Genomic DNA, 12636 nt, shown 5'->3' on the forward strand with positions numbered 1-12636 from the left:
AAAAAGAAAAAATAAGCCTTGTGTAGAACCGATTTGATCGAAGTAGATCAACATAGCGATCTAGCCATGAAGAAACCAACGAAGCAATAGTCAATGATTTTGATAACTTCTTTAAAACTGTATTTGAGAGCTTTAGTCGAAGCCATATAAGGAATAAGAGTCGTCTAATAATAAGACCGTCATTTAACTTGCTCCAAGTTGAGTACAATGAAAACCAATAAAAATACTTTGGTATTAATAACTTATTAAAATCAACTTAAATTAAGGGTTTTAATCTGGGTTTATTGTTTTAAAAGTGTTTTTAGTGATTTTAATTTAGTTGTTAGTAAATGTGATAACAATTTAAAAGTTTAAATATTATTAAAAATAACAGCTATGAATACTATTGGAAGTCCTTCTGAAATAATTGATTTTAACAATTTGAAAGTCTATTGTTTTCATTACAAAGACTGTAAGAACCAAGAGCAAATGATTAATAAGTATAATGCTCAACTTGATTATTTAAAGCAAAATCCAAAAATGAAATATTTACTATTTGACTACACTGGTGCCTCTATAGGCACTACTTATATGTCAGTAGCCAAGTCAAACAGCGCGTTTTGGGATTCTAAAGAAGTGGCTTTACTAGGAGTAGAAGGCTTAAAAAAAATCCTTTTGAAAGGCTATAATGCTGTAGCTAGGATTAAGATTTTGTCTTTTGATAGCAAGGAAGAGGCTTTGGATTCATTAATACAGAGGTCAAATCAACTTATCTGAATTGCAAACTATTGAATAAGATTTCTTGAAGATTAAGTAAATACACTTTTGCCTCATTACTTCAGTAAAGGCAAAAGTGTACGAGGCTAGGTTATGTGTTTGATTTTAAGTATATCCATTGTTTTTTTAATCTGGGTTTTCTTTCCGCTTAATAGCATCTTTGACTCGGTTAATAATATGCCATATGATGAAGTCTTTTATTCGATTATGTTTTCTATTATCAGTGTTAGCATCATGCAAAAGCACTAACGTTCTTACCTCTCAGGGTACAAACGCTAAAGGAACGACTATTGAAACAGGAGTGGCTAGTTGGTATGGTCCAGGTTTTCATGGTAAGAAAACAGCCAACGGCGAAAAATTCAATACAAACGCATACACAGCCGCACATCGTACCTTGCCATTTGGAACTGAGCTACGGGTAGAGAACAAAAGAAATGGCAAATCAGTCGTAGTAAGGATCAATGACAGAGGGCCATATGCTAAAGATAGAATCATAGATTTGTCAAAAGCAGCAGCTTCCAAGTTGGATATGATTGAAAGAGGAACAGCCCCTGTTGAGCTGTTTTTGATCGGGAAGAATCAATCAGATTTAGAAGTAGAGGATTTAAAGAAACCCACTTACACTGTCCAAATAGCCTCATTTGGAGATAAAACCAACGCTTCAGCTAAAGCGAAACAGCATAAAGGCGCATGGGTGAAGCGATCAATTTCAAATAAAAAGACAGTTTATAGAGTTTATGTCGGAAAGTATTCGAATACCTCAGGTGCTGAACTCAAGAAGAAACAACTTAAGTCTAAAGGAGTCAGTGGTTTCGTGAAACAGGTCGAAAATTGAAGTTATTTTGCTAGTTTTATCAAATTATAAAGTAAATTATGTATCACGATAAATTTTTATTTTTAGTTATTTACTAAAGAGTAATCTTCACACCTCAAATTTATTTAATCGCAGGATAATGACTGATTTTGTTTATTCCCCTGAGTTTAAGTGAAATTACAAACATTCTTTCTTTTTGGGGACAGTAGAACTGCACCACTATAAATTAGACAATATGGAAACAAATGAAAATCTTACCGAACTACTCGAATATCAGGGTTTAAAGGTTCATTACCTTCACTACAATGACTGCAAGAGCCAAAAGCAAATGGTTGAAAAGTTTAAGGATCAAATTGATTACTTAAAAGAAAACCCAGAGATTAAACATTTAATTGTTGATTATAATGGAGCATCTATAGGTACAGAATACATGGCAGTAGCCAAATCTCACAGTGCGTTTTGGGATTCGAGAGAGCTAGTCATGATAGGAGTTGATGGATTGAAAAAGATCCTTTTGAAAGGTTATAATACTGTGGCTAGTAATAAAGTAATCGCTTTCGATACTAAAGAAGAGGCCTTGGAAGCCCTGTTACTAAGACCATAAATTCATAAAACCAACCTAGCCTCAACAAGTCTAACTTTCCTGTCTTAGAAACTTATTACTAACAACTCCTCTAGGCTCAAGTCGATACGCTTTTTTCCTTTTGCTAGATAAATAGCAGTAAAGTTATCCTTGCCATCCAAGTGTCGTTCAGTAAATGATTTGATAGAATCAGGGTTCGTAAAATACTTCACTGTAGACATCACACCAATGTCATGATTCGAAAAGAAGAGGAATTGCTCCGTTTGATTAGGGCCAGAAACTCTAGAAACGATTGTCAGATCGTTTTCCGTTCCTAGTCTAGGTATATTGATAGTGGTATCAGGGATATTTGGTAGCTCCTGTACAATGATCTTTTTATCAAGAATTTTAACATTAGTATTCCTTTCATTGAACAAGTAGACGAAGTCTGTTTGGTTGAAAGTTTTACCTACATAGATCACATTGCTTTTCTTGATATCATTGAATGACACCTTAGTAGCGTATTTGAGGTCAAATTCCCCCTCCAGTTCAGAAAAGAACTTGGTCAAGTCGTGCGTGGCATTCTCAGCCATACGAGTAGAATAGGAAAGATCCATCGGTCTGGTAATGTCTTTCAGTTCAGGTTTTCTTTCCAACAGTTCATAATAATCATCCAAACTATTGATACTAAAATCTCTCGTCCAGCCCGATTTACCAGAGATGGTTTTGCCACCAAACCCAAAAGCATCACCTATGTAAAGACTAGTGGTATGTTCATTGTCAAAGAAATCTTTCCAGATCTCAGGCTTAGACTTCGGTAAGTGAGAAACGATAAGAATAATCAAAAGAACGACAGCCAATAAATATGGAGCTACCTTACGATACTTTGGAATAGAAATAGGTGGCGCTGAAGTTCGTTTTTCGAATCGTACTCCATATTGACCTTTGTCGATGATCAGCTGCCAAGTATCGTGTTCACCTTCTTCATCATAATACTTCAAGAGTTTCTTTCGAAGGTTATAAACATTTACACGCACTTTAGGATTGGACTTACCAGAGTCCGGCTTAGTTCGGAAAAACTCTATGTCAATAATGCCCTCCTTCAGCTGCCTATCCTCAATGTTGGCTTGGATAAGGTATTGCAGTAGTGCAATACTCGTGGGAGCGTTTTTGAAAGTTTTACTTTCTGTAATTCGCTTCGATATATTCTCTTTCTCCTCAGTAGAGAGCATTTTTCCTATTCTTAGTCTAAGTCTTATTCTAGCGCTATAGCTATGATGTCACTACGATTTGAACGGTTATAGATACCGTTAACGCTGCGTTAAAGTTAATGATTTTGATGAGTTGTAGCTTTATTTGGTCAAGCGAGTTGGTCACCCTTGTAACCAGCGGTCAGAAGATATGAAATAAGATACAATTATGGATAATAGGACAATCCTTTATGCGGCAGCACTTGTGTTGCTGCATTGTTTAACAACAATCGCTCAGCCTCGTACTCAAATCAAATACCTGTCAGGCACTGATAAGGATAACTTAGTCGAGTGGGATTTCTTCTGTTCGGAAGGTCGTAAGAGTGGCGAATGGACAAAAATAGGTGTTCCATCCTGTTGGGAGCAAAAGGGCTTTGGAAACTATAACTACGGTTCGGACAAAGGAGAGCGTGCCAAGGAGTATGGCTTATATAAGTATGATTTTAATGTTCCCATAGACTGGAAGGGGCAAGATATCAAGATAGTTTTCGAAGGGGTAATGACTGATGCTGAAGTCAAGATCAACGGAAAGTCAGCAGGTCAGCTTCACCAAGGATCTTTCTACGAATTCAAATACACGATCACTAAGCTCTTGAAGTATGGAGCGACCAACACACTAGAGGTCAAAGTCAATAAAGTTTCAGCCAATGAATCCATTAACCATGCTGAACGAGTAGCAGACTTCTGGATTTTTGGAGGGATATACAGACCTGTTTACTTGACAGTAGCTCCCAAGGACAACATCGACAGATTTGCCATAGATGCTAGAGCTGATGGGGAAATCAAAGCAGACTTATTTTTAGATACTAAGAAAGCCAGCGATGTTCGACTAGCACTCTTAGACCTTGGAGGCAAAAAGCTTCAAGACTTACCTGTCAAGAACATCGAAGAGTTATCTGGAAAGTGGACAGTATCAGCTAACGCAAACAACATTAAAACTTGGAATCCTGAGTCTCCTAATCTTTACAAGCTTCAAATCACTTTATTAGATAAAACAGATAAGCCACTTCATCAAGTAGAGAATAGAATAGGGTTTAGAACGGTCGAAGTACTGGAAGGAGACGGTATCTATGTCAATGGTCAACGAATCAAGTTCAAAGGAGTAAATAGACATGCGTTTCACCCGTCTTCAGGTCGTACGACATCAAAGGCCATCAGTATAGAACATGTCGAACTGATGAAGGACATGAATATGAATGCCGTGAGAATGGCGCATTATCCACCAGATGTTCATTTTCTAGATGTATGTGACTCGATAGGGCTGTTCGTCATCGACGAACTCTGTACTTGGCACAACCCAATGATCGATACAGAAGTAGCACGTAAGTTGGTCAAAGAGACAGTAGTAAGAGATGTGAACCATCCGTCAATATTATTGTGGGCAAATGGAAACGAACAAGGTTGGAATCCAGAGGTAGATGAAGATTACACCAAGTGGGATATTCAAAAGCGTGAGGTAGTACATCCGTGGAGTATCTATAAAAAGACCAACACCATTCACTACAGCCACTACCATTCATTAGTGAATGATGCATATACTAAAGACAAGATTCTATTTCCGACAGAGTTTCTACACGGATTGTACGATGGCGGTCACGGAGCAGGATTGCAAGATTATTGGCAGCAAATGTGGAATTTGCCATTAAGCGCAGGAGGGTTTTTGTGGGATTTTGCAGATGAAGGAGTAGAGCGTACTGATAGAAACAATGAAATAGACTTGCAAGGAAATAAAGCAGCTGATGGAATAGTAGGACCTTATTTAGAGAAAGAGGCCAGTTACTTTTCCATCAAAGAAATTTGGTCCCCGATCTATATAGAAGATAGGTTCATTACAGATGACTTCAATGGGATTTTTAGAATTGAAAACCGCTACCATTTTACGAACCTTTCCAAGGTAAGAATGTCAGCTACGTGGTTGAAGTATGGTGGGCCAAAAGGAAAATCAAATACAACAATTATCTCTGAAAGTAATGTGAAACTACCGGCACTAGCGCCTGAGGAAAAGGGCAAATTCTCGGTAGATATGCCACAGAACTGGAAGAATGCAGATGCACTTCAATTGACGGCAGTTGATGAGAGAGGGATGGAAGTTTTTACTTGGTCATACCCTGTTTCCTCTCCTGCTAGAGTGAATGAATCTCAGGTTGATTATTCAGGAAATGGAGAAATAAATGCCGAAACGGGCGATAAGAAAATCAAAGTAGAAGCAGGTGATATGACCTACCTATTTTCAGAGACCAGTGGTCTGCTACTAGAGGCTAAGAAAGGTGGTAAAGTCATCCCACTGACCGAAGGCCCAATCATTCTCAATCAAAAGGATAAAATAAAAGACATCAGTCTGAATACTTCCAAAGATAAAGTAGAGCTGATAGTCATTTTTGAAGAAAAGAAATGGATGCCAGCATGGTCTACCATCAAGGAAAAAAGGTCGGACATCATTAAGTGGACGATTCATTCAAATGGATTGCTCGACTTAAGGGTAGAGTTCAAAGGTTTTAGAAACCTAAAAGGATTCAGAGGAATCACTTTCTCCTTCCCAGAAGAAGAAGTAGCAGGAATGGAATGGCTAGGAGATGGACCGTACAGAGTATGGAGAAACCGAACCAAAGGAACGAGGTTTCAAGTCTGGGAAAATGACTACAACAATACAGTCACAGGAGAGTCAGGGTTTGTTTATCCAGAGTTCAAAGGTTTCTTTTCCAGTCTTTATTGGTCTACCATTAGAGGTCGAAATGACAATGGATTTACAGTCTACTGTCGCACACCTCATACCTACTTGAGAATGTTGACTCCTCAAGAACCAAAAGAAAATAAGAAAGGGAAAACACACCCAGATTTTCCAGAAGGAGACATCTCTTTCGTCATGAACATTCCAGGTATCGGCACGAAGTTTCAGTTCCCCGAAAGCACTGGTCCTCATGGTCACAAAGAACATTACTTTGGAAACGATGATGAGCCTATAGTCTTGGATTTAACATTTGAATTCTAAGCGATAAGAATAAGTGTGATATGATATATAAGATTAAAAAATTGAATAGAGAGTTGATACTAATGGCTTGTATGCTGGTAGGAACTATCCTTACGGTCACAGGACAGAAGACTCAAATTCAATATCTCTCGGGTACGGACAAGGACAATACAGTAAGTTGGAATTTCTACTGTTCAGAGGGAATGAATAGCGGAAAATGGACAGAGATACAGGTGCCATCCTGTTGGGAGCAACAAGGCTTTGGTAACTATAACTATGGCCGTGATTACAAAGCGAAAAAGTCATATCACAAGGAGTATGGTTTGTACAAGCATACATTCAATGTTTCTGAAGACTGGAAGGGTAAAGTAATCAAAATCGTCTTCGAAGGAGTAATGACTGATTGTGAGGTCAAAATTAACGGTAAGCTTGCAGGGCCAATTCACCAAGGAGCTTTCTATGAATTTAAGCATGACATTACTAAGCTCTTAAAATATGGTCAAGACAATCTTTTAGAAGTCAAAGTCAATAAAGAATCAAGCAATGAATCTCTCAATTTTGCTGAGCGCAGAACTGATTTCTGGATTTTCGGAGGGATTTATCGCCCCGTCTACTTAGAAGTATTACCAGAGGATCATGTATCAAGATTTGCAGTAGATGCCCAAGCTTCTGGAGATATAAAGGCTGATGTTTTTGTATCATCTTCAAAAGCAACTTTTGTAAAGCTGACTCTTCAGGACCTGTATGGAAACAAGGTACAGGATTTGAAAGTCTCTTCATTGGATAAAACAAAAGAGAGACTATCAATAGAGTCAAAAGCTTCCAACATTAAAACTTGGAATGCTGAGCAACCGAATTTGTACCAACTTCAAATTGATCTATTAGACAAGAAAGGTAATTTGCTTCACTCAGTTTCAGACCGAATAGGATTCCGAACGGTAGAGATTAGAGAAAGTGACGGGATATACGTCAATGGAAATCAGATCAAGTTTAAAGGAGTCAATAGACATAGTTTTCACCCTTCCTCCGGTCGAACTACCTCAAAAGCGCTCAGTATCGAACATGCCTTGATGATCAAGGATATGAATATGAATGCCGTACGCATGTCACATTATCCACCAGACAAGCATTTTTTAGACGTTTGTGATTCCTTAGGACTATTTGTGATTGATGAATTATGTACATGGCATGTGCCATATCTAGACACAGACTTGGGTGAGAAATTAGTTGAAGAATTGATTGTTCGTGACGTGAATCATCCATCCATATTGATTTGGGCTAATGGGAACGAAACAGGTTGGAATCTAGAGATGGATGATGATTACGACAAGTGGGATATTCAGCACCGAGAAGTGATTCATCCATGGAATGTATTTCGAAAGATTGACAACATGCATTATCCCGACTATTATAAATTCTCATTTGACTCACCAAATAGGGATAAAATCTATTTCCCTACTGAGTTCTTACATGGTTTGTACGACGGAGGACACGGTTCAGGGTTAGATGATTATTGGAAGCAGATGTGGAATACGTCTTTAGCAGCAGGAGGTTTTTTGTGGGATTTTGCTGATGAAGGTATAGAGCGAAGAGATAAAAACAATTTCGTTGATACAGACGGTAATCATGGCGCGGACGGAATCGTAGGGCCATACGGAGAGAAAGAAGCCAGTTATTTCACGATCAAGGAAGTCTGGTCACCTATATATGTAGCTGATAGATACATTAGAGATGATTTTACAGGGATATTCAAGGTTGAGAATAGATATCACTTTACCAATCTGAATGAATGCACCATGACTGCTAAATGGGTGAAATTCAATAGTCCGAAGGGTAGAGCAGATTATAGTGTGTTGAGTCAATCTGAGGTAGAGCTACCAGCTTTAGAACCCATGACAAAAGGAACATTTAGGGTAGAATTAGCGAAAGAATGGAAAGAAGCTGATGCACTATACCTGACAGCAACCGACCCACATGGCATGGAGGTTTATACTTGGACATATCCAGTTAAAACGGCTACAAAGATCAATGCCGAACTAGTCACTTTTCCAAAAGAAGGAAGTGTGAAAGTGGAGAAAGAAGGAGGTATTATTAGCGTCAAATCAGGAGTGAATGAATTTAAGTTTTCGGCAGAGACAGGTATCTTAAAAGAAGTTAAGAAATCTGGAGAATTGATTCCTATAACTAAAGGGCCAATTATGCTGGGAAGTAAGTCTAAGCTAGAAAGTGTAGAAATAAAGACCTTTAAAAACAAAGTTGAAATTATCGCTTTGAATCAAGCTAAGCCCAAATATTGGGATTGGAAAGAGAATAAAGAGACGACACGAGATTTCTTTAAGTGGACGATTTACTCGAATGGTTTACTAAGCCTAAAAGCGGAGATAAGAAATAAGAAAATAGTAGATGAATATTTCGGTATCACATTCAATTTCCCGGAAGAAGAAGTAGCCGGAATGAAATGGCTTGGTGATGGTCCGTATCGAGTATGGGCCAATAGAATGAAAGGTACACAGTTTAGTGTTTGGGAGAATGACTACAACAATACCTTAACTGGAATTCCTGATTTTGTATATCCAGAGTTCAAAGGGTTCTATTCTAATTTGAATTGGGTAACCGTCAAAGGCAAAAATCAAAATGGGTTCACGGTGTATTGTCATTCAGATTTGACTTTTCTAAGAATGCTAACACCAGAGCAGCCTGAAGATCCTGGTAAAGGAGCAGCAGTTAAAGATTGGCCAAAAGGCGATATTTCCTTTGTGAAAAACATCCCCGGAATGGGAACCAAGTTCATGCCATCATCATCATCTGGTCCACAAGGCAGTGCTAAAAAATACTTTGGGAATGTAGATGAACCAATTGTAATCGACTTGACTTTTGAGTTTTAATAATGAAGTAAGAAGACCTGAACATACTCTATATTGGACTGATAAAAAAAATAGATAAGATGATAAGAATTATAAACACAATAATCCTCAGTACACTTACTGTGTGCAGTGTCTTCGCTACTGACTATCACGTAGATCAGCGTAATACTAAAAGAGGAGACGGTTCAGAGAAGAACCCTTTTCAGACAATAGCACAAGCTAGTCAGATAATGAAGGCTGGAGATATTTGCTACATCCATGCTGGAACTTATAGAGAGATAATTAATCCGAAGGTATCAGGAACAATTTCTAAACCGATCACTTTCACTCGATACAAAAAAGATAAGGTTATTGTCTCAGCTACCGAACCCGTATCAGGATGGCAGCAGTATAGTGGCAAAATCTACCAAGTGAAAGGAATACAAATGTTGCTCGGAGACGCCAATAATGTTTACCTAGGTACAGATAAGATGCAGATTGCTCGTTGGCCGAATGACACAGATAATAATGAGTATTCACTGGATGCGAAGTATATAGATATTACGAAAGGAACGTGGTCTTTGTCATTTGTTAGTAATAATGAAATTCCTAAAATTGACTGGACTGGAGGAACTATACATTATCTAGGATCACATAGTGGTTGTGCATGGGAGCGAACTATTACAGGCTTCGACAAGGATTTAGGCAGAGTACATTTTGAGGAGCTACCTAAGAAATGGCCATTTCATCCTACCCACAGCCCACAAAGAAAAGAGAACGATCATCGAGGAATTTTCTACCTGATGAATAAGCTAGAGGCGCTTGATGCCCCACGTGAATGGTATTATGATCCACTGGCACAAACACTCTACTTTTATGCGCCAAATGGCAAATCTCCAAAAGAACAGGCTGTAGAAATTTCTGCTAGAAAGTATACGGCGGACATCAAAAAAAGCAATATAAAACTAGATGGGCTCAACTTTTTTGGAGGAATGGTATCGATCAGCGGCGACAACAATCAAGTCATCAACTGTATGGTCAAGCATGGAGCGGAAAGATTAGTAACTAATCTGAAAGGTGCAGCTGTCAGTGATGCGGCTATTCAAATTAAAAAAGGAGATGGTAATGTCGTTGAGAAATGTGTCTTAGAAAATGGAACAGTAAACGGTATATTAATCACTAGAGCATCGACCAACTCTCGCATAGAAAATAACATTGTCCAGCATTTTAATACCATAGGAATTCATGCATGCCTACTTAGTAGCGCTGGAGAAGGAGATAAGATTCTTAGAAACTCTTTTTATGGATCAGCCAGAGATGGAGTAAAAGTATCAGGAAAAAACAGTGAATTTGGATACAACCATGTTCAAAAAGCATTGATCTCAGGTGCCGATGGAGGTTTGTTTTATGTGACTGGAAGAAGTATTCCAATGAATATTGAATTGCATCATAATTGGTTTCATGATGCCTATGCAGATACACACGCAGGTAAAAAAGCTGTAGGTATCTATCTAGATAATAACTCCGCTGGCTACATAGTCCATCACAATGTGGTCTGGGATGTAGAGTGGGGAGGTCTTCACTTCAACTGGAATGCACTCAAAAATGAGATTTACAATAATACATTTTGGAATGTAGGACCACCAGACCAATCGATGATCGATTGTTGGGTACCTGAAAGAAATGGGGTAAGAACAAATGTTAGAGATAACACACTTTACAATAACATCAGTGATGTTCGTCCTTGGTGGCACTCTGGTTCTGGGAAGTTTATCGTCGATGAAAAGGAATACATGGGTGATGAAGCAGACAACACCTTTGATTACAATGAACAGTTCAAAGAAGTGCCATTTGAGACTAGCAAAAGCAATCTCTTCATGCCACAAAAGAACTCACCTCTGATTGACAAGGGGCGAAAAATCAAAAAGATAACCAAAGGATACAAGGGAGAAGCGCCAGATCTAGGAGCCTATGAATTTGGAGGCGAATACTGGGTGCCAGGAGTAGACTGGACTCCAAAAGGATTTGCTTGGGAAGCAAGTTCAGATTATTTGAATCTGGGAGATATTAAATGACATCAATAGAAACCCAGCTTAGAAACAGTTTTACGGCAAAAGATCAAAATGAAAGACAATAAAATGAGACAGATACTTTACCTATTTGCGGCATTGTGGCTATTAGCTTCATGTGAGCAATCAAAGACTCAGACCGAAACCGTTTCGGAGGAATTTCCATTTTTCATTCCCGCGGAGAAGCCTGATAGACCACTTAGTGCTGCGGTAGCAAGAAACTACGATAACTACGAAGCAATTCGTCCTGAGCAGACTGAGCTCTATACACAGTTTAAGTATACTAAGCTTAAAGGGTTTGACTATAATGGTGGAGACGGCACTGTGACAAGAAGAGATCCATCTAAAGTAATCTTTGAAAACGGTAAATATTACGTGTGGTATACAGGACGCAAGACACCTGTAAAGTCTGTAGGAATGAAAAATGCCAAATTAGCTAATGACACTATTCCTTCTTCAGATTGGGATTTGTCAGACATCTGGTATGCAACTTCTGAAGATGGTTTTACCTGGGAAGAACAAGGAATAGCAGTTCATAGACCAGAGAAACCAACACCAGGATGGAGATCAGTGACTACAACAGATATTTTGAAATTTAAAGGTAAGTACTATCTATACTTTCAGGCATTTATGGAAGCAAGCGGTCTAAGAGGAGACTTCTGTCCAGTATCTGTAGCTTGGGCAGACTCACCAGATGGTCCTTGGCATCATACGGGCAAAATTGTTATCCCAAATGGCCCTGAAGGATCTTGGGATCAATATTCTATCCATGATCCGTATCCATTGGTTCATGATGGTAAAGTCTACATCTATTACAAAGGAGACTTTGACAAAAGACCTGAATTAAGACCTTCAAAAATCAGAATGCAAGGTTTGGCTATAGCTGAAGATCCATTAGGGCCATTTGTGAAACATCCTTTAAACCCGGTGATCAATTCAGGGCACGAAACCACTTTATTCCCATTCAAAGAAGGAGTAGCAGCGATAGTACAGCGAGATGGTCAAGAGCACAATACTATACAGTATGCTAAGGACTGGGTGAACTTTGAGATAGCTTCAATCACAGAATTGCTACCCATAGCAGCTGGACCATTTGTACCTGATGCTTTTACAGATACTAAGGATGGTAGAGGTATTACATGGGGTATTTCGCATATCATCAATGCCGGAGGCGACTGGAGTAAAAACCATACGATTTTGCTACGATTTGATTGTGATTTGAGCCAAGATGTAGACGATCAAGGAATGAAAGATCATCATATGTACTATAGTCCGGAGTTTCACTATACCCATAGACTGAGTGGTAAGCAGAAGCAAAGAATTGCTGAAGAAACTAAGAAACTAAAGGAGCAAACAGCTAAATGAAGCTCCCCG

General features: G+C 38.7%; 8 protein-coding genes. 7 read left to right on the top strand and 1 reads right to left on the bottom strand.

Features of this window, described 5'->3' with window-relative positions:
- Positions 1 to 375 precede the first annotated feature (375 nt).
- The 3 genes from DKG80_RS02635 (at position 376) to DKG80_RS02645 (ending at position 2174) form a co-directional block, all read left to right on the top strand.
- Entirely contained in the window at positions 376 to 756 is a 381-nt protein-coding gene (locus DKG80_RS02635; RefSeq protein WP_109829734.1) for a hypothetical protein, read from the top strand.
- 184 nt (positions 757 to 940) lie between these two features.
- Positions 941 to 1591, top strand: coding sequence for a septal ring lytic transglycosylase RlpA family protein (locus tag DKG80_RS02640; RefSeq protein ID WP_162555637.1), 651 nt, complete (start codon positions 941 to 943; stop codon positions 1589 to 1591).
- Between the two features lie 214 nt (positions 1592 to 1805).
- The gene (locus tag DKG80_RS02645; protein WP_109829736.1) at positions 1806 to 2174 is read left to right on the top strand and encodes a hypothetical protein; all 369 of its coding nucleotides are present in this window, start codon (positions 1806 to 1808) and stop codon (positions 2172 to 2174) included.
- Positions 2175 to 2218: 44 nt separating this feature from the next.
- Here the strand turns inward: DKG80_RS02645 and DKG80_RS02650 are convergent, their stop codons facing one another.
- Positions 2219 to 3364: a hypothetical protein gene (locus DKG80_RS02650; RefSeq protein WP_109829737.1), complete on the bottom strand. Its 1146-nt coding sequence runs from the start codon at positions 3362 to 3364 to the stop codon at positions 2219 to 2221.
- A gap of 187 nt (positions 3365 to 3551) precedes the next feature.
- Here DKG80_RS02650 and DKG80_RS02655 point away from each other — a divergent pair, with 187 nt between their 5' ends.
- The 4 genes from DKG80_RS02655 (at position 3552) to DKG80_RS02670 (ending at position 12627) form a co-directional block, all read left to right on the top strand.
- Positions 3552 to 6371 carry a glycoside hydrolase family 2 protein gene (locus tag DKG80_RS02655; RefSeq protein ID WP_109829738.1) on the top strand — a complete coding sequence of 940 codons (2820 nt, stop codon included), beginning with the start codon at positions 3552 to 3554 and terminating at the stop codon, positions 6369 to 6371.
- Positions 6372 to 6391: 20 nt separating this feature from the next.
- Positions 6392 to 9235, top strand: coding sequence for a glycoside hydrolase family 2 protein (locus DKG80_RS02660; protein WP_245906945.1), 2844 nt, complete (start codon positions 6392 to 6394; stop codon positions 9233 to 9235).
- Positions 9236 to 9294: 59 nt separating this feature from the next.
- On the top strand, positions 9295 to 11268 hold the full coding sequence (locus DKG80_RS02665; RefSeq protein WP_109829739.1) for a right-handed parallel beta-helix repeat-containing protein: 1974 nt from the start codon (positions 9295 to 9297) through the stop codon (positions 11266 to 11268).
- Between the two features lie 63 nt (positions 11269 to 11331).
- Positions 11332 to 12627: a glycoside hydrolase family 117 protein gene (locus tag DKG80_RS02670; RefSeq protein WP_221409034.1), complete on the top strand. Its 1296-nt coding sequence runs from the start codon at positions 11332 to 11334 to the stop codon at positions 12625 to 12627.
- The last annotated feature ends 9 nt before the right edge of the window (positions 12628 to 12636 follow it).

Origin of the sequence: Reichenbachiella versicolor (genome assembly GCF_003171675.1) — a bacterium.
Classification (GTDB): domain Bacteria; phylum Bacteroidota; class Bacteroidia; order Cytophagales; family Cyclobacteriaceae; genus Reichenbachiella; species Reichenbachiella versicolor.

What these genes read in the sequence shown, in the direction of transcription:
- DKG80_RS02665 (WP_109829739.1), top strand. Translation starts at nt 9,295, where the DNA reads ATGATAAGAATTATAAACACAATAATCCTCAGTACACTTACTGTGTGC.
- DKG80_RS02655 (WP_109829738.1), top strand. Translation starts at nt 3,552, where the DNA reads ATGGATAATAGGACAATCCTTTATGCGGCAGCACTTGTGTTGCTGCAT.
- DKG80_RS02660 (WP_245906945.1), top strand. Translation starts at nt 6,392, where the DNA reads ATGATATATAAGATTAAAAAATTGAATAGAGAGTTGATACTAATGGCT.
- DKG80_RS02650 (WP_109829737.1), bottom strand. Translation starts at nt 3,364, where the DNA reads ATGCTCTCTACTGAGGAGAAAGAGAATATATCGAAGCGAATTACAGAA.
- DKG80_RS02640 (WP_162555637.1), top strand. Translation starts at nt 941, where the DNA reads ATGATGAAGTCTTTTATTCGATTATGTTTTCTATTATCAGTGTTAGCA.
- DKG80_RS02670 (WP_221409034.1), top strand. Translation starts at nt 11,332, where the DNA reads ATGAGACAGATACTTTACCTATTTGCGGCATTGTGGCTATTAGCTTCA.
- DKG80_RS02635 (WP_109829734.1), top strand. Translation starts at nt 376, where the DNA reads ATGAATACTATTGGAAGTCCTTCTGAAATAATTGATTTTAACAATTTG.
- DKG80_RS02645 (WP_109829736.1), top strand. Translation starts at nt 1,806, where the DNA reads ATGGAAACAAATGAAAATCTTACCGAACTACTCGAATATCAGGGTTTA.